Below are 21,430 nucleotides of genomic sequence, written 5' to 3' on the forward strand. Positions count from 1 at the left end.
ATAGTTAAACGGCCCGCCACAGCTGTCATATATAAAAAAGGTAGTGGATACACCCGAACAGTTGCTGGAAAAATTCAGGCGCAATGCGTGCACCGAAGCAGAGTTGCAGGCCCTGCACCGCTGGCTCGAAGGAGAAGCAGCCAAAGGTCATCCATATGCCTTTCAGTCCGAAGCAGAAAGAGAAGCCCTTAAGCGATCGATCAGGAGCAACATTGAAAAGGCGCTCAAGCCAGCAGCGCCTGTAAGACGAATGTCCCGTAACTGGTGGCGCTATGCTGCGGTGCTCTTTATAGTAATAACCGGTGCAGCCATATTCTACAATATCAACACCAAAGAAAAAATGCCGTTGGCCAGTGGCATTCGCGAAACACGGCAATTTACCCTACCTGATGGCAGTAAAGTATGGCTCAATGCCAATACCCGTTTGCAGTACGCAAAAAACTTTGCCGCCAACAGGTCGGTGTATCTCGAACAGGGAGAAGCATTCTTCGAAGTACAGCACGATACATTGCATCCCTTCCGGGTGTATTGTAACGAAGTATATACACAGGTATTGGGAACCTCATTTTCCGTTAAGCGGCTCGCCGGTAACGATGTAAAAGTGAGTGTCGTCACGGGCAAAGTAAAGGTTTTCAACAAAGCTGCTGCGTTGGCTGTCCTTACGCCGGGCATGGGCATACACTACTCAGCAATGGCCGATAGCTCCACCGGTACAAAAATTACCAGTCAGGAAGCAAAAGGATGGATAGAAGGCGATATCATACTCTCGGGGGCGTCCATTCAGGATATCAGCCAGTTGCTTACCAATAACTATAATGTTCAAGTGGCTATCGAAACCACCAGACATACTTCCCATAATATCTATTTACACATCAATAAAGACATCCCCTTATCCGGGTTACTCGAAATACTTAACCTTATCGGAGCAGAGCACCAGCTGCAATTCACGCAATCCGACAATACCATTCATATCACGGATAAGCTAAACTAAACATCATATGAACCTTAGAAAGCGATTGGCGAAAGCACCACAAGTGCTTTCGGTAGGGCTCTTATTGTCCTGTACGGGCATAGCTGGCATCATCATGCCATTGCACTCACATGCCCAGTCTTCTGCCGCGACGACCAGTCAGAAAGTACCCCTGAAGAAATTGCTGGACTCTCTATCCGGCAAATCGCCCGTCAGGTTTGCCTACGACCGGGAGTTGATCGAAAAGTACAGCCTCCGCGTTCCCGCTGGCTTTAAGCTGGAGGTAAACGAACTCTTAGGGCTCATCAGGTCGCAGACCGATCTTGGGGTAGAACAGAAACACAATACCATCGTACTCTTCAGCAAGGGAAACGACGACCGGTCCGGGCAGGCAGAAGACCCGGGAACATCCACGGCCGGTGATCAGCAACATAAAGTGACCGGTACCGTGAGAGCTGGCAACGATCCTCTCGAGGGAGTCTCGGTATCTGTACAAGGCCAACCCGGTGGCGTGCTCACCAATGCGTCCGGTGTATTCACGATAGCAGTGCCCAACAACAGTGCCGTGCTGCTGTTCTCCATAGTGGGTTATCAATCGCGCCAGCTGGTGGTTGGCAACGATCTGCAACTGGAAGTGCAGCTTGAAAAAGCCAGCACTTACCTGGATCAGGTGGTCGTGGTAGGATACGGAACCCAGAAAAGAACACACCTTACCGGCGCCGTGTCGCAAGTGCCGCTCGATAAAGCCGAATCAAGGTCATTCAACAATCCCGCCGAAATGTTGCAGGGCAAAGTGCCCGGGGTTGTCGTGCAGAACGAGGGCGGCGATCCTACGGTCGCTCCGCGCATCAATATCCGTGGTCTTGGTGGTATCAACGGAGAATCTGTATTGTGGGTAGTGGATGGAGTCATTACCCCCGGCGGTCCCCCCAACCCGGCCGATGTAGAATCCATGACCGTATTGAAGGATGCCTCTGCTGCCATCTATGGAGCTCGCGCCTCCGGCGGCGTTATACTCGTCACAACCCGCAAAGGCCGCGCCAACAGGAGCCAGGTCAATGTGGATGTGAAGTATGGAATTCAGTCGCCCTGGAAAAAGCTCCAACCGCTTAATGCCAGCGACTATGCCGATATCAGCAATCTGGCTGCAGACAATGCCGGCCAGCCACGCAAAGATGTATTCGACGCCACCAAAAACCCCGATGGGCGCATCACCCGCACCAACTGGATGGATGAAGTGTTCCGTACAGGCTACATCCAGGACTACAACGTGAGCGTAAGTGGTGGCAGCGATAAATCTGTACACTACATGTCATTCGGTTATCGCCACAACGATGCCATCCTGCTCAATACCCAAACCGACCGTTTCAACTTCAGGTTGAACAGCTCTTTCACCGTCAATAAATGGTTGAAGATCGGTGAGAACCTTTCGTATCAATATACCAAAGGCAATGGCGCCAATACCAACAGCGCCTATGAAGGAGCCATCATCTCGGCCATATTTTATCCACCCAACGTTACGCCCTACAAGGCAGATGGGTCCTTCAACGGACTTCCCGAAGCCTGGGCTGGTTCCTACGGTGATGTGATCAACCCGGTCGCTTATCTCCAACGGATCGATATTCATAACCCTACCCACGTATTCGTGATCAACCCCTATCTCGAAATAGGTATCCTCCGGGGTTTGAATTTCCGCTCCAACCTGGGTATCACTAAAAGGTTCTCGACCTGGAAAGAGTTCAGGCCCAAAGTGCTCGAGCCCGGCAAACGCAACCTGAGCAACGAACTGTTTCAAAGCGGTGGCCCCGGCTCTACCATCCTTGCCGAGCAAACACTTAATTACAATACCAGCATAGCAGGTGAACACAATATCACTGCGGTAGCCGGCTATACTTATCAGAAAGACGTGGATGAATCCTATTCCATCAACGTAAAGAATTTCGATGACGAGCGCGAAGAACTTCGCTATTTCCAGAACGCCGTGGATTATTTTAAGCCCGGTAGCGGCAAAAGCGAATCGGCCCTCATATCCTACTTAGCGAGAATAACCTATGATTACCAGGATAAATACCTCCTTACTGCCATCGTGCGCCGCGACGGAACATCCAAACTCGGGGCCGACAACCGGTGGGAGGTATACCCTTCTGTTTCAGCAGGCTGGCGCATCAGCCAGGAGAAATTCATGAGCAACATCAAATGGCTCAGCGACCTCAAACTGCGCGGCAGCTATGGCGTATTGGGTAACCTCGGCAGTCTCGATAACGTAGCCATCAATGTACCGCTGTCGACCGTGTCGGCTTACCTCGGACAAAATCCCGTACAGGTATTCGGCCTGGCACAAAATGGCCTGTCCAATCCCAACCTCCGTTGGGCAAAGTCCAAACAAACCAATATCGGGATAGACATGGCTGCACTGAACAACCGCATCACCTTCTCGGCCGACTATTTCATCAAGCGCACCCAGGATATGCTGCTGAAGCCTGCTCCTACTGTTACGCTTGGTGTATCAGACGGCGCCTGGAAGAATGCGGGAGAAGCTGAAGACAAAGGCATCGAACTCAACCTGGGCTACAACAGCGCACCCGGTAAAGCCTTCCAGTATTCAGTGAACGTGAGTGCCACCCGCATCAGCAATAAACTGCTCTCCCTTTCCAACGACCTGCCAGTCATCACTGGGTATTCCAATGTGCGTGCCACCCTCGATCCCGTACGTTCTGCACCCGGCGAAGCATTGTACAGCTATTATGTGGTCCGCACCAACGGCCTTTTCAAATCGCAGGAAGAAGTGAATGCCTATAAGAACAAGGACGGCAACCTCATACAGCCCAATGCAAAACCCGGCGATCTCCGTTTCATCGATAAAGATGGCGACGGCACCATCGACAACGACGATAAAGAATACATTGGCAATGCCTATCCCGATTTCAGCTATGGCATCAGCTTCAACGCTTCCTACAAGAATTTCGACCTTAACCTGTTTGCACAAGGGGTACAAGGCAACAAGCTGTTCAATGGTCTGAAGTTTACCGGCCTCAATGCCGCCATACAGGGTTACAATATGCTCGATGACATCAAAGGAGCCTGGACCCCGCAGAATCCCAATGCTGATATACCCCGCGTATCGTACAGCGATGCCAATGGCAACTTTGGGACAACCTCCGATTGGTACATAGAAAAGGGATCTTATCTCCGTATCAAGAACATTACCCTCGGTTACACACTGCCGGCCCGCCTGTCCGAAAAAATGCAGGTACGGTCAGTGCGCCTGTACGTAACCGGCAACAACGTACTCACGATCACCAAGTATACCGGGTTCGATCCCGAAGTGGGGATGGATGAGTTTGGCATCGATAAAGGCCGCTATCCGCAGGCCCGCGCCGTATTCTTTGGCCTCAATGTAAATTTCTAAACCAGCACAAAAAAGAACCATGCGTAACAGAAATATAGTAATGTCGGCCCTGCTGATAAGTTTGCTGGGAGCCGGTTGTAGCAAAACTGCCCTCGACATAACGCCCGAAGGAACACCCACCAGTGGTAACTTCTGGAAAACCGAAGCCGATGCCGTAAAGGCGGCCAATGCCCTATATGAACAGTTTGATGGAGAAGAGTTCTACGGCAGGGGATACATGTGGTATATCAATGCCAGCGACGATATGGTCACCGGTCGCAGCAATGCACAGGCAGAAAATATCAAGAACTTCAATAAGGCATTCAATGGCGGATCATACACCCGCGATCAATGGAAAATGCGTTACATCGTGATCAAACGCGCCAACGATATCATATTGAATGTGCCAAAGATCACCATGAACGAAGACCTCAGAAAGCGCATCCTCGGCGAGGCTTATTTCCTCAGCGGGCTGATGTACTTTCAATTGGCCTACAACTATGGCGATGATAAAATGGGCGTGCCCATCGTAGATCGCACTAAGCCCGAAGAAACCCTCATACCAAGAGCTGCCAACGTTGCCGCCAATTATGCGTACATCGAACAGGAACTTCTCAAAGCAGCCGACCTGCTCCCTTACTTCAACGAACTTAAGCCCGAAGATTATGGCCGCGCCCACAAAACCGCTGCCTGGGCCTTCCTGGCTAAGACGGCCTTGTACAAAAAGGATTGGGCCAATGCCGAAAAATATGCCGCGCTGGTCATAGCCAGTAATAAGCACGACCTGGTAAAGCCATTCAAGCAGGCGTTTACCATCGCCAATAACTGGTCGCCCGAATACATCTGGTCGGCCCTGTCCAATACCCGTTGGGGAAGTATCCTGCCGGGCGTAATGCTCGAAAACAAAGGTTGGGGCAAATACAATGGATGGGGATACTATCAACCCACCAAAGAACTGTACGATTCCTATGAGCCGGGCGATCAACGCCGGGAGGTGACCATCCTTAAAACGGGCGATAAGTTCCTCTTCTGGGGCGATAGCGTCGTGTATGGCTCAGCCAACAGTCTCACCGGTTATCAGTTCAATAAATACATGGAGCCATTTGGTTATAAAGACGGCACGCAGCTGAATCCCGATGGAAACCATCCCACTACCAACCTCAATGTGCCGCTCATGCGTTATGCAGAGGTGTTGCTGATCATGGCCGAAGCAAAGCTCATGCAAAACAAGAATGCCGATGCCGAGATCAATAAAGTAAGGGCGCGTGCCGGGTTAACACCGCTCACCAATGCCACCATGGCCAATCTTAAACGCGAAAGAAGAAGTGAACTGGCAGGCGAATGGTCCAATCGTCATTTCGACCTGGTACGATGGGGAGATGCGAAAGCAGCTTATGCGCAGCCGCTCCATCATTTGAACGGGTCGATCGTGTGGCCCGCCCGGAATTTTGATCCTGCTATCCACCATATCTGGCCGGTGCCTCAGTCGGCCATCGACAACGGGGGAGGCATCATCAAGCAAAACTTTGGCTGGTAATAGAACGTCGCATCCGTACATGAAAGCGCCGGTGAGCAGAAGTGCCACCGGCGTTTGTTTTATGTAACAATGGATAGTTGTCAGCTGCTATTCATCCACAAACTCCCAGGCACTTTGCCAGGAGTCGTGCTGTTCCGCATAGGAGATAAAGTCAGCATAGAACGGTAGCTGTGAAAGGGTAGCACTGTCGCCGATCACCACCAGCTTTTTGCGGGCCCTGGTCATCGCCACGTTCATACGTCTCGTATCTGACAGGAAGCCGATCTTGTTGTCGGAATTGCTTCGCGTCATACCGATATAGACAATATCCCGCTCCTGGCCTTGGAAGCTGTCGATGGTGTTGACCGAAATGCGTCCGTTCAATTCCTTGAGGGTAGGAGAGTGGATCAGCTGCTCCTTCAGTAGTTCCACTTGTTGTTTATAGGGAGAGATCACTGCAATGCTGGGGAAACTTGCCACTTCATATTGCTTGGAAAGTTCACCCACCAGTTGGGTAAGATGCCTGAACAGGAAAGCAGCTTCTTCCGGGTTGGTCGTGCTGGTGCCGTCCTGCTTTTCATCAAACCCGCAGCCTGCCGTATCGATAAAGGCAAGTGGTTTGTCTGCATCGAACAGCACGTGTTTCGCTACCGAACCATGTGCCCTCAGCTTATTGCCATAAAATACCTGCGACGAATAGCCCATGATGGTTTCGTGCATCCGGTATTGCTCTTCCAGCAGCACTACCGCTTCGGGATGCAGCTGCACACATTTCTCCAGCAGGGTATTGGCCAATCCTTTGCGGGCCGCTTCTTCCGATTTAATGGTGGGCGGTAATTGACAATGGTCGCCCGCCAGCACCAGTTTCTGCCCTTTCAGGATAGGTATCCAGCAGGCTGGCTCCAACGCCTGGCCAGCTTCATCGATCACTACCGTACGGTATTTCAGGTGGCGCACCGTGTAGTGGTTGGCACCTACCAGCGTGGCTGTCACCACTTGTGCCTTCGACAACAGATCGGTAGTGATGTATTGTTCGGTGTTCTCCACCTCTTTCATGATCTTGTGCGCCTCATCGAAGAGCGCCTTGCGCTGCTCCCGTTCCGCCTTCCCAAAGCTGCGCTTGTACTTATGCGCCATATCCTTGTATTGAGAAGCCTGCTTCTTCAGCCGCTTGATCTCCTTCATACTGGGGTGCTCTGCTGCCTTGCTGTCCAGGGTCAACGAAGCCAGTTTCTCTGATACCCGTGCCGGATTGCCCACCCGTAAAACATTCAAGCCCTCATCGGAGAGCTTCTCACTCAGCAGATCCACCGCGGCATTGCTGGGAGCCACTACCAATATCTGCTGGGGTTCGTGTTTGATGAGGGCCTTGATGGCCTGTACCAGCGTAGTCGTTTTACCGGTGCCGGGAGGTCCGTGCACGATGGCGAGATCAGTAGCCGATACTATCTTATGAACTGCCGCCTGTTGCGAAGCATTCAGCGAAGCAATAGGGTAGGGAAAGAATTCTTTATCGAAAGCGGGGGCGCTTGCACCTGTCAATACCTGGATCAGGCGGCCTTCTTCTTTTTTCTCGCTACGCGCCATAGCGAGTTTCAAAGCCTGCTGCATTTCATCGTAGCTGTTGTCGTCAAACAGCAGGTCAATGCCGAGTTTGCCATCACGTGCCCAGTCGGGCAACTCATCAGCTCGCAAAGTGATCTTCAGCTTATTGCCACCCTGAAAAGTGACCACACCTTCTACACGATCCTGTTTGGGATCGTGGTTCGAGAAAAGAGCGGCCGCTGCGCCAAAACGCAGCTGGTGTACGATATCCTGGTGGGTAGTGCGCTCCACCTCAACCGATATATAGTCTCCCCGCGTCATTTCCGTATCACGGATAGCGATGGGATACCAGGTCAGGCCATAGGCCCTGCGCTCGTTTACCGATAAGGTAGCTGCCTGTTGCTGATACAATTGTTTGTCTGCTTCCTGCTCGATCTTCAATAATTCCTGCAGGCGCTTGAAATATTCCATGGGCGCAAAGGTACAATCTTCGGCCTTAAAGGGCTCATTCCGCCCTTTGCGGCTAATTGATTGACGGCCATAGAAAAAGGGCTTCCCCGCAAGCGGGGAGGCCCTTACCGTCTATATCCGTCCCTGATTATTTAAGTGTAGTGAAATAGAAAACCGAGCCGCTGGAGTCTACGCGCACAATGATCTGCTTGTTATCCTTTTGCAGTTCTACAAAATAGTTGTCCGCATCGTCAAAAGGTTCGCCAAACAACAACATGTCGGTCTCGTTGGCCTCGTTGTCGTCGAACAGGATCACTTTTTCGATGGTATAGTCCTTGTATTTCTTTTGGATATAATGTTGCCCGGCTACCGGTACGTCGGAGAATGTCTTCACCGCAGTAGTACCTACCAGGTTGTTCATGATGTCATAGTAGGCCGTCGTCGTTTGACCGTCTTTCTCGAAAGTCGCTTCATCAAAATATTTGGTGCGCGACCAGGTCACGTCTGGCAGCACGCCAAAGTCGATGGCAAACTGCTCTTTCGATTGGTAGCTTACAGCAGGGCCTTCGAGCTTACGAAGTTCCCTGCGCGCTTCCCGTTTCTCCTCGCGTTTTTCTTTTCGGGTTTCAACAGTATTATGAGTAGTGGAAGAAGGATCCTTGCTTAAACTTGCCAAATCTTCAGTAGGTTGGGCGAGAGCTGCACTTGTTGTGCTTATGAATGCCAGAGCGGCAATAACCAGCGTTCTCATTGTTCTAAAATTTTAATGGTAATAATGAATTGCTGGAATAAAGCTACAGCTGTTGAATAGCCCGGAAAAGCGGGAGTCGGCTAACAGGCAAAAACGATCGGCGACAGGAGGAATACGAAAGATTGCAATAGACCGGGCTGCTTTCCGAATGACTGTTTAGCTGTCTGGTATAAAATAAACGAAGTGCTACAGCGTAGAATAAAAATGGCGGGCTTCTTTTAGCGCAGGGATGCAGATATGCTGCACCGCTTTGATGTTTTGCAGTATGGCTCCCTCCTCCCGGTCGTCCCGTTCCAGCTCATCCAGGAAAGGTTGCAGCTTTTCGGTAAGGCCCATCACCGACACCGAGGTCTTCATATTGTGCGCCAGCACCCGGATCATGATGAAGTCCTTACGGGAGTACGCAAGTTCCAGGCTCTTCAGGTCTTCCGGGATCATTTCCAGGAATTGTTCTGTAACTGTCTTTTCATAATCTTTATTGCCATTGCTTACGGCCTGCATATAGCCAAGATCGATATGCCGGTAGTTGTTTTGAGAAGCCGGGTACATGGCTTTATTGCCCGGTGCTGGCAATTCACCCCCGCCGGTAAATTTATTGATCAGCCGGTATAGCTCTTCTTCCTGTATCGGTTTGGAAATGTATTCATTCATCCCGGCAGCCAGGCATTTTTCCCGTTCGCCGGCCAGGGCATGTGCCGTCATTGCAATGATGGGAGTGGTAAGGTGTAAGCTGTCCCTGATGCGCGCGGTAGCCGTATATCCATCCATGCCGGGCATCTGGATATCCATGAGAATAAGATCGTAAGCCTGTGCCTCCAGCCGTTCAATGGCTTCCTTCCCATTGCTGGCCAAATCGAATGGCAGTTGCCAATAGCCCAGCAAGTGCCGCATGAGCTGCTGGTTGATCTCATTGTCCTCTACTACCAGGATGCGGACATGTGAAGGCACCGTGGTCCTGGATAACGGAGAGTTCCATTTTCCATTGGTGGCAATCGATTCGGTGGTGATCTTGTAGGGGATCATCAATTGAAAGCAACTGCCTTTATCCGGCTCACTGCTCACTTCGATCCTTCCTCCCTGCAATTCCACCAGGTCCTTCACGATCGAAAGACCCAGGCCCGTGCCTCCATACTTGCGTGTAATGGAATCTTCCGCCTGCCTGAAGCGCTCAAAGATGCCAGGCAGCTTGTCTTTTTCAATACCGATACCGGTATCGGTTACCTTGATGCTGAGCGCGATCGTATTGTCCTTGATGCCTTCATTGGTAATATCCACTGAAATAGAGCCATATTGGGTAAACTTCACCGCATTGGCGATCAGGTTCACCAGTACCTGCGTTAGCCGTGTGGCATCGCCATGCAGGGTGTCTGGCACATCGGCAGCAATAGTAGTGTGGAACTGTAATCCCTTTTCACGGATCTTTTCGAGAAACATGGTCTCCACCGAATACATCATTTCCCGCACGCTGAAAGGCGTGGGCTCGATGCGCATCATGCCCGCTTCTATCTTCGACAGGTCGAGGATATCATTGATGATCGTGAGCAGGTTATCGCCCGATCGCTGAATGGCCTGTACATAGTCCTGTGAAATGGGGTCCTGTTCACGTTTTCGCAACAAGCTGGTGAAGCCCAGTATGGCATTCATCGGCGTGCGTATCTCGTGGCTCATATTGGCCATGAAGTTTTCCTTGATGCGCGCCGCTTCCCGCACTTTCTTTTCCGACGCATCCAGTTGCACGATCAGCTCCTGCTGCTGGCCGATCTTGCTGATGATGAACCAGAAAAGCACGGCTCCGCTCACCAGTACCACAATGATCAGTATCATGCCAGCCGTGCGGGCTTCCCGACCATTCCGGTCCATGTCTTCTGTAAGCACGGCTAATAAGGTCTGGCGGCTGCTGTCGATCATATGCGCTGTTGTGGCGATATCATGCGTCAGCCGCTTGTTGATCGGTGTCGCAAACAATGCCTCTGCGGCAGGGCGGCCCGCCTGGTGAAAGGTGTCGATGATCCGGTGACTGATCGCCAGCTTCATCCGCACCAGCGAATCCAGCGCATCGATGTATTTCACGGTACTGTCATCGTCATTGATATTCTGCAACATGCCCAGGTCGCGCTCCGCTTCCGTTACCTGGTGTTCGATATTTTCGATATTCACGGTGTCGTTGGAGCTGATGGTGTGCAATACGCCGTTCTCAATAGCATGAACGCTTTTTTCCAGGGTCCTTAGTTCATTGCCGATCCGGAACTCCTGTAGCAGGCGCTCATTGCCATCGATCAACCCATTGATGTTTGTTGCAGAATTGTATTGCAGGTAGATTAACAGTAAGTTGCCCGCAATAAAGGCAGCCAGTATATAATAGATGATTTTTTTACTGGTCATTACCGGAGAATATTATGCTAATGTAGTGTAAAACGGTCAACCACGCTTGTGCCGGCTCCTATGGGCCGTCTTCCTGTACAACAACACAAGCCCGATCAGTAACAGGGTGTCGGCGATGAATAATATAATGGAGAATGACTTCATGGTATCTAAAAAAACAGGCCCCGGTAGAAACCGGGGCCGTAAACCAAAACTAACTGCTTATGAAAAAAAGATAAAGAACTAAATCGTGTAGCGTGAATTGCTGATGTAAAGTTGCACCAGATACGGTTTCCGGCCAAGGGCAACACGGCGATCCGGTCAAATCAATCGGCGAATCGGACAAACCGATCGGTAAAGTCCGGCAAATTCCGGGTTATAAGAGGGCTCTATTTGTTAAGGAATTGAAAAGGCACCTTTTCATAAAATGTTCATCCGCTTGTTCAGTGCACTCCGGTAAGCATCGGCAACAGGTACAGGCTTGCCGTTTACGATGAGGGCCCCTTCCTGTATCGTGTCTATCTTGCTCACTGCCACTATGTAAGAGCGGTGCACCCGGAGAAACTGCCCGGGCGGCAGCCTTTCTTCCACGGCCTTCAGGGTGGTATGAATGGCGTAAAATTTACCGGGTGTATGCAGTTTTACATAATCGCCCATCGCTTCTGCATAGAGGAGTTCATCGAGGTTCAGCTTGCGCACCACATTCGAGTCGCGGAAAAAGATAAAGGAGTCCGGGGTGTAATTAACTACCTCCTGGTTGCTGGCCAGTATCTCCCGCACACGGTCGATCGCCTGCAGGAAACGGGCCGGGGTAACCGGTTTCACTATATAGTCTGCCACATTCAGCTCGAAGGCCTCTGCAGCATACTCTTTTTTGGAAGTGGTAAAAACGATCACCGGGCGTTTGTCGCCCAGGTTGCGGATTAGCTCCAGGCCGCTCATGCCTGGCATTTCAATATCGAGGAGCAGCAGGTCCACCGGTTTTTCCTGGATCAGGTTCCAGGCTTCCACTGCATTCGTGCATTCTCCTTCTACCTGCAGGTCTTTTACCTGACTGGCCAATTGTTTCAGTGTAGTCCTGGCTATTTTATTGTCATCAATGATCAGGCAGTTCATATACTAAATATAACTATTCTGGGCGTGCCTGCAATAGTGGCCGTAACCGTCAGCAATCTTCCAGGCTGCAATGAATGCCGGCCGGCTCTACCTGGATGGTGGGATGATAAATGTTACGGGCAGAGGTGATGTCGCGGGCCTGCTGTAGTAATTTGCCCGCTGCCCGCATGTCGATAGAACTATCAACTACAAGATGAAGGGAAAGCACATTCTTTTCGCCATCCATGCTCCACAGGTGCACATCGTGTACAGCCTGTACGCCGGGCAGCATCAGCAACTCATTCACGATCGCCTGCGTGTCGACAGAAGCCGGAGCGGCTTGCAGAAAGATCCGGAGGGTGGCTATGATATTGCGTATAGCATTGTAGAGCACAAAAATGGCAATGCCTACCGATAACAAGGGGTCGATCCAGAACCAATGGGTGAAATACATGATCACGGCGCCCACCAATACGGCAATCCATCCCAAAGCATCTTCCACGAGGTGCAGCATGACCGCCCGTTGGTTCAGCGACTGTGGTTCTCCCGTTCGCAATCGCAGGATGGCCAGTCCATTGAATAAGATGCCGGCTACTGCCAGCCACAATACACCCACGGTTTTAACCGGTTCAATCGCAAAGAAGCGCGGTATAGCTTCGCGCAAAATGATAACTGCTCCAATGATCAGTATTAGGGATGTGAGGAAAGCCGCCAGGATCGAAAACCTTCGCTTGCCATAGCTGAACATCGCCGTGCGTCCTTTGCTCGATTGCTTTTCCAGCACAAGGGCCGCAGCGATCGCAACGGTATCTCCCAAATCATGTATGGCATCGGAAATGATCGCCACCGAATTGGTATAAACGCCCCCAATAAATTCGATCACCGTAAATACACTGTTCAGTATTAACGCTACCCGCATGTTCTTTACCACCGGGTGCACATGCAGGCCTACTCCGTGTTCATGAGCGCCGTGCGTACAACTTGCTCCATGCTCATGTTCACCATGCACATGACCTGCCAGCCCGGGAGAAGGATGGCTGTGCTCATGTTGGTGCGAATGTCCGTGATTATGGTTTGGAGGCTGGCTCAAAAGATCATTGTTTGTTAATACAAAGTGAAAACAATTTAACCACACTTATTCATTGGTCATGACAACTTTCCGGTGTCTTAGCCCCCATACGGCCATGCTATCGAGCACCAAAGTGAGCGTTTTGCCCGATTTGGTGAGCTCATATTCCACACAAACGGGAATACTGTCGTAAACGGTTCGTTTTACCATACCATTCAGTTCCAATTCCTTAAGTTCTTTGGATAACATCCGGGAGGTAATATTGGGGATGCAGCGTTCAATTTCCCGGAATCTTTTCTTACCAAATAATAAAGTTCCGATAATCGGAAGTTTCCATTTGCCATTCAATACGTTGAGCGTATCATTGACGGCCAGGACGTATTCGGCAGAGCAGCTTTTAACATTTTTTAGCTCTTTCTCAAATGTCGACATATTGAGCAATATTTGTATATTGCTATACAAAAGTATACCGGTATACTTTTGTATAGTGCTTACTTTTGTATAGTAAAGGTAACTACTTTTGTGTCGCAAATCTGAAAAGAAGCCTTATTAAAGAACATTAAAATTCACCCAATGTTTAAAGCAATTACAGTCGTAGCCGCCATTGCCTTGTTATCATTCACCCTGCCATTTGCAGGTTCTTACAAGATCGACAATGTACACTCCCGTTTTGGATTCAGCGTTACTCACATGAGTATTGCCACCTTCAACGGCAGTTTCAAGGATTACAAATTGACCATCAATGCACCCGGTGCCGATTTCGAAAATGCTACTGTAGACCTTACAGCTGAAATAGCCAGCATCGATACCGACAATGGACAAAGAGACGAGCACCTGAAAGGCGCCGATTTCTTCGATGCAGCCAAATTTCCCCAGCTTACCTTCAAGAGCACATCCTTCAAGAAAGTAGCTGATAAGAAATACAAAGTGGTAGGCGACCTTACCCTCCATGGCGTAACTAAAAAGGTAGAACTCGATGCCGTACACGTAGGCAACGCAGTAAACCCCCAAAGCAAGAAGGAAATGGTAGGTTTTAAAGTGACCGGCGTTATCAAACGTTCCGATTTCGGTATCGCTACCGGTTTCCCCACAGCAGCCCTGGCCGATGAAGTGTCCCTGAACGGCGACTTTGAATTCACCAAAGACTAATCCGGGTTTGTACCATAAAAATCAGCTGGAAGGTCAGCACATTTGCAGTATCTTCCGGCCAGATTAAAACTTAATTACTACGGATGAAAAAGATCGTATTATCATTCGCAACACTGCTGGCCTTAACAGCAGTGTTTGCCTTCTCGATAGCCAGCAGCTGGAACATTAAGAGCGATTACAGTATCAAGTTCTCCGGCGAGGATGCTTCCGGTATCTTTAAAACCTTTACCGGTACCATCAATTTCGACGAAAAGAACCTGGCCGCCTCCAACTTCGCAGTGACGATCGATGTTAAGTCGATCAATACGGGTAATGGCATGCAGAACAAGCACGCCATCGGTGCCGAATGGTTCGATGCCGCCAAATACCCCTCGATCGTCTTTAATTCCAGCAAGATCGCCAAAGCAGGTACTGGCTGGCAAGTCACCGGAACGCTGGAAATGCGTGGTGTAAAGAAAGAGATCACTATCCCCTTCGCTTTTGTACCCAAAGGCAATGAGGCCGTGTTCTCCGGTACCTTCAACGTTAACCGCAATGATTTCGGCATCGGTAAACCCGCATCCGGAACAGCAGGCGTGATCAAGATCGAAGTGTACGTGCCTGTTACTAAAAAATAAAAGGCAGCATGTTTAAAAGAGCGTTATTATTAGGTATAGTATCGGGCATCCTCGCCGGTGTAGCAGCGCTGATCTATGATAAAGTGTATTTCAGCACTACCCGCGTCGACTTCTCAAAAGTGACCAGCACGGTGTCGATCCTGGCAGCTACCCTCATTGGTGGCCTGCTGGCAGGTATCGGTTACTGGCTCCTTTACAAGATCATGAAAGGAAAAGGAGAAGTGATCTTCAACTTCGTGTTCGTCATCCTGAGCTTCGCCAGCATCCTCACACCGCTTGCGGCAAAGCTTCCCCTCGACATCGAGTTTCCCGAACTGTTCCCCGGCCTGGCCGTGCCAATGCACTTTTTCCCGGCACTCGCCTGGTTTACCCTCAAGCCATTATTCATTCAGCAGACTGTCAAAGATTACGACAAACCTGCGGGAGTTTAATAAATTCGGTTACAAGAGGCACATGAGTATTAAATAAAAAGGCTGACCCATGCAGTGGTCAGCCTTTTCTTATTAAGTAGGTTCTTGTGTCTCTTACAGCTGTGCCGTCGTATCCGGAACATGTTTCCTGATCCTGATCACCACTGCTTTCGAGGTGGGGGTATTACTTTTCTCTGCCACGCTATTGATGGGCACCAATACATTCGTCTCGGGGAAATAGGTGGCTGTGCAGCCAGCCGGGATCGCATAAGGCACCACGATAAATTGCCTGGCTACTCTTTCTACGCCATCATGCTCATTGATCAGGTCTACAACATCTTCGCTTTTCAACCCATATTTATTCATATCTCCCTGGTTCATCAGCACCACCCGGCGTTCATGGTAAATGCCCCGGTACCGGTCGTCGAGCCCGTAGATCGTCGTATTGAATTGATCGTGACTGCGGATCGTCATCATCAGCAATTCACCTGCTGCCAGTACCAAGGGTTCCGATACCGCTATGTTGAAATGCGCCTTGCCGCTTTGTGTATTGAACTGACCTTCCCGGTTGCAGTTGGGTAAATAGAAACCACCCGGCTCTCTAACCCTTTCGTTATACCGGTCAAAGCCGGGTATCGTTCTTTCAATATCCTCGCGGATATGATCATAACGCGCCAGGTACTTGTCCCAGTCGATGGAGCTTCGCTGGCCAAGTGTTGCTTTGGCCAACCGGCAAACGATCGCCGGTTCACTTAACAGGTGCTCCGACACCGGCGTCAGCACGCCTTTTGAAGATTGTACTACCCCCATCGAGTTTTCGCAGCTCACGAATTGTTCCTCCCCGTTCAGGATGTCCTTATCGCTGCGTCCCAGGCAGGGTAGAATCAGCGCTTCTTCACCATGCACCAAATGACTCCGGTTCAACTTGGTGGATACCTGCACCGTCAGCCGGCATTTCTGTAGCGCTGCCGCTGTAAATTGGGTATCGGGTGTAGCGGAAAGAAAGTTGCCGCCCATGGCAAAGAATACCTTGCCTTCTCCGCGGTGCATGGCTTTGATGCAATCCACCACATCCCATCCATGTTGCTGGGGTGGGGTAAATCCAAAGTTGGCTTGTATAGAATCAAGGAATCGTTGTGAGGGTTGTTCATAGATGCCCATGGTGCGGTCGCCCTGCACATTGCTATGGCCTCGCACCGGGCAGGTGCCTGCTCCCTTTTTGCCGATACTCCCTTTTAGTAACAACAGGTTCGCGATCTCTTTGATCGTATCAACGGCGTTCTTATGTTGGGTGAGTCCCATGGCCCAGCATACAATGATCCGCTGCTTATTGGCCAGCAAGGTTGCTACTTCTTCCAGTTGCGGCAGGTCGATGCCACAATCCTTCACCAACGTGTCCATGTCCAGTTGCCGCAGGTGTTGTACCAAAGCATCATAGCCGATCGTATTATCGCGGATAAATGCATGGTCAAATACGCTGCCGGGCGATCGCTCCTCTGCCTGCAACAACAATTTCCCGATGGCCTGCAGTAAGGCGAGGTCGCCATTGATCTTCACCGGCAAAAACAGGTCGGTAAGCGGTGTGCCCATATGCAACAGGCCCTTTAGCTGCTGGGGGTTGTTGAAGCCCTTTAATCCTGCCTCGGGCAATGGATTGATGGAAACGATCTGTGCCCCCTGTGCCTTGGCTTTTTGCAGGGCCGTCAACATCCGGGGATGGTTGGTGCCTGGGTTTTGACCCAGTATCATGATCACTTCTGCCTCGTAAAAGTCTTCCAGCTTCACCGATCCCTTGCCGATGCCCAGCGATTCGCCCAACGCAACACCGCTGCTCTCATGGCACATATTGCTGCAGTCGGGCAGGTTGTTGGTGCCATAGGCACGTACAAACAGTTGATAAAGAAAAGCCGCTTCATTGCTGGTGCGGCCCGACGTATAAAAGATGGCTTCATCGGGGGAAGCGAGGTCGTTTAGAACGGAGGCGATCTTACCGAAGGCAGCCTCCCAGGTGATGGGCTGGTAATGCGTGGCTCCTTTGGGCAGATGCATAGGCTGTGCAATACGTCCCTTTCTGCCGATCTCATAATCGGTGAGGCCGGCCAGTTCGGCCACACTATGTTGGGCAAAGAAATCAGCCTCCAGCTTTTTGGCAGTCGCTTCTTCTGCTACTGCTTTGGCGCCGTTCTCACAGTATTCTGCCATGCCGCTGCGTTCATCATCGGGGTCGGGCCAGGCGCAACTGGGGCAATCGAAGCCGCCCTTCTGGTTCAAATGGCTCAGGGCCTTCCATCCCCGCAACACACCGGCTTCGCCAAACACCTGCTGAAAGCTGTGTAATACTGCCGTCGCACCCGCTGCACTGGTTTTTACAGTACCGAGCTTTAAACCCGTAAACAATTCCGGGTTCTCTGCACCCGGCACCTTATGTTGCTCGTCGCTCATATCCTTAGTTTTTCAATGGTCAATAAGCTTCCGCACATTTCAATGCGGCCTTATCCAATATCGATCCGTTCGGCGCCACCGTAAATATTGAATCGTTCCGGGCGTAGAAAGCCTACGAGGGTCATCCCGTATTCGCGCGCCAGTGCTACTGCCAGGCTCGACGGCGCACCCACGGCCGCGACCACTTTAATGCCCGCCATGGCTGCTTTCTGGATCAATTCAAAACTGGCCCGGCCGCTCAGTAATAGTACATAGTTATTTAAAGGAAGCAGGCCTTCCAGTAAAGCTGTGCCAATCAGTTTGTCCAGCGCATTGTGCCGGCCAACATCCTCCCGCAGCAATACCAGATCACCACCGGGTGTAAACAGGGCGGATGCATGTAATCCTCCTGTGCTTTCAAAGACCGCCTGCTGCGGCAGCAGCCGCGCCGGCAGGCCCTGCAGGATGTTAGCGCAGATGTGCAATTGATCGGTAAGGTCCACAAAAGCCGAAACGGTCTTAATGGCGTCGATGCTGGCTTTGCCGCACACACCGCAGCTGGAGGTAGTATAGAAATTACGATCGGTTTGTTGCAGGTGAGGTATAACATCCGGTTTTAACCATACCCGCACGGAGTTGGCGCCGGCCAGCACGGGCGGTATATGTTCGATGGCCTCACGGTTGCGGATAATGCCTTCCGTGAAGAGAAAACCAGCGGCCAGTTCTTCATCTTGTCCCGGTGTACGCATCGTTACCGAAACCTTGCGCGTAATACGCTCCGCGCCATGCACCAGCTGAATTTCCAGCGGCTCCTCGATGGCCAGTTGGTCATCCGAGGCGGTCACTGCGCCGGACTGCACTTTATGGATAGATAAGGTAGTAACGGCCTGGATACTCATAGCGCCACATTTTAAGCCGGAAAGTTAGCAGTAAACCCTCAAATCGCCAGCATTTGTACAATGGCAACTGCTTAACATCTTCTAATAGCAGGATACTGCATCCGGGAGTATATTTGTTGTTCCTATACAAGCGGTCAACAAGGAAAAACTTCGTCCATGAATGCAGAACAACAGCGTTTACCACTACTGGCCTGGAAAAAATGGGGCTCTTATGTGTCCGACAGGCAATGGGGTACTGTGCGTGAGGATTATAGTGCCAACGGCGACGCCTGGAACTATACCACCCACGATATGGCACGTAGTCTCGCCTGGCGCTGGGGGGAGGAAGGTATAGCCGGCATCAGCGACGACCGCCAGCTGCTATGCTTTTCATTGGCGCTCTGGAACAAACGCGACCCCTGTATCAAGGAACGCTTCTTTGGCCTCACCAACAAAGAAGGCAACCATGGCGAAGATGTAAAAGAGATATACTATTACCTCGATGCGACGCCCACGCATTCGTACATGAAAATGCTGTACAAATACCCGCAGCAGGAATTCCCGTACGAATGGCTGGTACGCGAAAATGGCCGGCGCAACCGGCATGACGAAGAATTTGAACTCATCGATACCGGCATCTTTAACGAGGATAAATATTTCGATGTCTTTGTGGAATACGTTAAAGCTGATCCCAACGATATTCTGATACAGATCACCGTGCACAACCGGGGTGGGGAAGCAGCCAGCCTGCACGTACTGCCCACCGTTTGGTTCCGCAATACCTGGTGCTGGGGAAGGCAGGAGTACACGCCCTCCCTCTACCAAAACGACGACAACTGCATCGGTATCGAGCACCGGGATATTGAAATGGCGCACCTGTATTATGAGGGAGCGGGCACGCCCCTGTATTGCGAAAACGAAACGAATACTGCGCGCCTCTATAACTATGATAACAAGAAGCCTTATTACAAGGACGGCATCAACGATCATATCGTGCACGGCAAACCAACGGTTAACCCGGCTCGGGAAGGTACCAAAGCGGCGATCGATTGCGAGGTAAGCATACCCGCCCGTGGGTCGCAAACCTTTCGGCTGCGCCTTTGCGCGGGGCCTCAAAAGAATCCTTTTCTGCATTTCGATCACTTGTTCGATGCCCGGATCAAAGAGGCCAACGAATATTTTGCGCACCTGCAAAATGATGTCAAAGACGAAGAGGAGAAGCGGATTCATCGCCAGGCCGTTGCCGGCATGTTATGGAACAAACAATTCTATTCCTATAAAGTACAACAGTGGCTCGATGGCGACCCCGCCATGCCGTCGCCTCCATCCGAAAGGCTTAAAGGCCGTAATGCCGATTGGAAGCAGGTCAACAACGAGCATATTCTGTCTGTACCTGATAAATGGGAGTTCCCCTGGTACGCAGCCTGGGACCTGGGTTTTCACTGCGTAACCATCGGCATGGTAGATCCCGATTTTGCCAAACACCAGTTGCAACTGCTCACCGAAGAGTGGTACATGCACCCATCGGGTATGCTGCCGGCCTACGAATGGTCGCTGGGCGATGCCAATCCACCCATCCATGCAGGTGCCGTGTATCGCGTCTTCCGGCAGGATGCCAGGGCCAAAGGGGCAAAGGACTACGAGTTCCTCGAATCCTTATTCCACAAGCTGCTCATCAATTTCACCTGGTGGGTTAACCGGAAAGACCGCGCCGGCAGCAATATCTTCGAAGGAGGATTCCTGGGACTGGATAATATCGGCGTGTTCGACCGCAGTGCGCCACTCCCCGAAGGAGTAACGGCCGAGCAGGCAGATGCCACCAGCTGGATGGCCATGTATGCGCTCAATATGCTCCATATATCGCTGGAGCTGGCCACGCACAATAAGTCGTACACAGGCATGGCCACCAAATTCTTCGAACACTTCCTGTACATCGCCGGCGCGATGGCCAGCATGGGTAAGGGACATACCGGCCTCTGGGATGAAGACGATGAATTCTTTTACGATCAGGTGCGCATGCAGGGAAAGGGCATCGTAAAAATGAAGGTCAAGAGTATGGTAGGCCTCATACCCCTCTTTGCCGTGGAGGTGATCACCGAAGAAACTTTGAAGAACAATCCTGTATTTGCGGAACGCATGCAATGGTTCCTCGATCACCGGCCCGATCTGGCCCTGCTCGTATCCCGCTGGTTCGAAGAAGGAAAGGGTGATGTGCATTTGTTAAGCCTGCTGCGCGGTCACCGTATGAAGCGCCTGCTGGCCCGTATGCTCGATGAAACGGAGTTCCTGAGTGACTACGGCATTCGCTCACTGTCCAAACGGTATGGCGAGCAGCCCTATTGCATCAACCTGAATGGGGCCGAGATGTTCGTAAAGTATGTGCCTGGCGAAAGCGATAGCGATATGTACGGTGGCAATTCCAACTGGCGCGGCCCCATCTGGATGCCGATGAATTTCCTCCTCATCGAAAGCCTGCGTAAATATCATTTCTATTACAGCGACGATTTTCGCATTGAATATCCCACCGGCTCCGGACATTATTTAACCTTAAAGGAAGTGGGCACTGAACTGGCGAAGCGCTTGCTGAATGTTTTCCTGCCCGATGAACAGGGTAGAAGGCCTGTGTTTGGCAACCACGAAAAAATGCAGACCGATCCGCATTTCAAAGATTACCTGTTGTTTCATGAATACTTTCACGGCGATAATGGCAAGGGACTCGGAGCGTCACACCAAACCGGTTGGACGGGCCTGGTAGCAAATCTCATCATCATGAAGAGCAACCCATAGTATAAGGCCGGGTCATTTCATCC

Annotated in this window: 15 protein-coding genes; 7 read left to right on the forward strand and 8 right to left on the reverse strand. The window is 51.0% G+C overall.

Annotated elements, in window-relative coordinates; all coding sequences use genetic code 11:
• Positions 1-43: 43 nt before the first annotated feature.
• From P2H89_RS28495 to P2H89_RS28505, 3 genes are read left to right on the forward strand one after another with little or no spacing between them, the layout of a single operon-like run.
• Positions 44-991 carry a FecR family protein gene (locus tag P2H89_RS28495; protein ID WP_275833589.1) on the forward strand — a complete coding sequence of 316 codons (948 nt, stop codon included), beginning with the start codon at positions 44-46 and terminating at the stop codon, positions 989-991.
• Positions 992-998: 7 nt separating this feature from the next.
• A complete protein-coding gene (locus P2H89_RS28500; protein WP_275833591.1) occupies positions 999-4,379 on the forward strand; it encodes a TonB-dependent receptor in 3,381 nt (1,126 codons plus the stop codon).
• A gap of 19 nt (positions 4,380-4,398) precedes the next feature.
• The gene (locus tag P2H89_RS28505; RefSeq protein ID WP_275833593.1) at positions 4,399-5,895 is read left to right on the forward strand and encodes a RagB/SusD family nutrient uptake outer membrane protein; all 1,497 of its coding nucleotides are present in this window, start codon (positions 4,399-4,401) and stop codon (positions 5,893-5,895) included.
• Between the two features lie 87 nt (positions 5,896-5,982).
• Here P2H89_RS28505 and P2H89_RS28510 read toward each other — a convergent pair whose 3' ends face one another.
• The 6 genes from P2H89_RS28510 to P2H89_RS28535 all read right to left on the reverse strand — a co-directional run bounded on the left by P2H89_RS28510 (position 5,983) and on the right by P2H89_RS28535 (position 13,577).
• Positions 5,983-7,890 carry an AAA domain-containing protein gene (locus P2H89_RS28510; protein WP_275833595.1) on the reverse strand — a complete coding sequence of 636 codons (1,908 nt, stop codon included), beginning with the start codon at positions 7,888-7,890 and terminating at the stop codon, positions 5,983-5,985.
• A gap of 127 nt (positions 7,891-8,017) precedes the next feature.
• Positions 8,018-8,545 carry a hypothetical protein gene (locus P2H89_RS28515; RefSeq protein ID WP_275833596.1) on the reverse strand — a complete coding sequence of 176 codons (528 nt, stop codon included), beginning with the start codon at positions 8,543-8,545 and terminating at the stop codon, positions 8,018-8,020.
• A 261-nt stretch (positions 8,546-8,806) separates the two neighbouring features.
• On the reverse strand, positions 8,807-11,002 hold the full coding sequence (locus tag P2H89_RS28520; RefSeq protein WP_275833598.1) for an ATP-binding protein: 2,196 nt from the start codon (positions 11,000-11,002) through the stop codon (positions 8,807-8,809).
• A 399-nt stretch (positions 11,003-11,401) separates the two neighbouring features.
• A complete protein-coding gene (locus P2H89_RS28525; protein ID WP_275833600.1) occupies positions 11,402-12,097 on the reverse strand; it encodes a LytTR family DNA-binding domain-containing protein in 696 nt (231 codons plus the stop codon).
• A gap of 49 nt (positions 12,098-12,146) precedes the next feature.
• Positions 12,147-13,166, reverse strand: a complete 1,020-nt coding sequence (locus P2H89_RS28530; RefSeq protein WP_275833602.1) for a cation diffusion facilitator family transporter — start codon at positions 13,164-13,166, stop codon at positions 12,147-12,149.
• A gap of 45 nt (positions 13,167-13,211) precedes the next feature.
• Entirely contained in the window at positions 13,212-13,577 is a 366-nt protein-coding gene (locus tag P2H89_RS28535; RefSeq protein ID WP_275833604.1) for a helix-turn-helix domain-containing protein, read from the reverse strand.
• 141 nt (positions 13,578-13,718) lie between these two features.
• On the opposite strand from P2H89_RS28535, the gene P2H89_RS28540 reads away from it, so the two are divergent.
• The 3 genes from P2H89_RS28540 (at position 13,719) to P2H89_RS28550 (ending at position 15,342) form a co-directional block, all read left to right on the forward strand.
• On the forward strand, positions 13,719-14,294 hold the full coding sequence (locus P2H89_RS28540) for a YceI family protein (protein WP_275833606.1): 576 nt from the start codon (positions 13,719-13,721) through the stop codon (positions 14,292-14,294).
• Between the two features lie 83 nt (positions 14,295-14,377).
• A complete protein-coding gene (locus P2H89_RS28545) occupies positions 14,378-14,911 on the forward strand; it encodes a YceI family protein (protein WP_275833608.1) in 534 nt (177 codons plus the stop codon).
• 8 nt (positions 14,912-14,919) lie between these two features.
• Positions 14,920-15,342: a hypothetical protein gene (locus P2H89_RS28550; RefSeq protein WP_275833610.1), complete on the forward strand. Its 423-nt coding sequence runs from the start codon at positions 14,920-14,922 to the stop codon at positions 15,340-15,342.
• 93 nt (positions 15,343-15,435) lie between these two features.
• Here the strand turns inward: P2H89_RS28550 and P2H89_RS28555 are convergent, their stop codons facing one another.
• Together P2H89_RS28555 and fdhD are read right to left on the reverse strand one after the other, a co-directional pair.
• A complete protein-coding gene (locus P2H89_RS28555) occupies positions 15,436-17,763 on the reverse strand; it encodes an FdhF/YdeP family oxidoreductase (protein ID WP_275833611.1) in 2,328 nt (775 codons plus the stop codon).
• Between the two features lie 50 nt (positions 17,764-17,813).
• A complete protein-coding gene (fdhD, locus tag P2H89_RS28560; RefSeq protein WP_275833613.1) occupies positions 17,814-18,641 on the reverse strand; it encodes a formate dehydrogenase accessory sulfurtransferase FdhD in 828 nt (275 codons plus the stop codon).
• Between the two features lie 156 nt (positions 18,642-18,797).
• Here fdhD and P2H89_RS28565 point away from each other — a divergent pair, with 156 nt between their 5' ends.
• A complete protein-coding gene (locus P2H89_RS28565) occupies positions 18,798-21,407 on the forward strand; it encodes a glucosidase (protein WP_275833615.1) in 2,610 nt (869 codons plus the stop codon).
• Positions 21,408-21,430: the final 23 nt, after the last annotated feature.

Source organism: Paraflavitalea sp. CAU 1676, from assembly GCF_029223285.1.
Classification (GTDB): Bacteria; Bacteroidota; Bacteroidia; order Chitinophagales; family Chitinophagaceae; genus Paraflavitalea.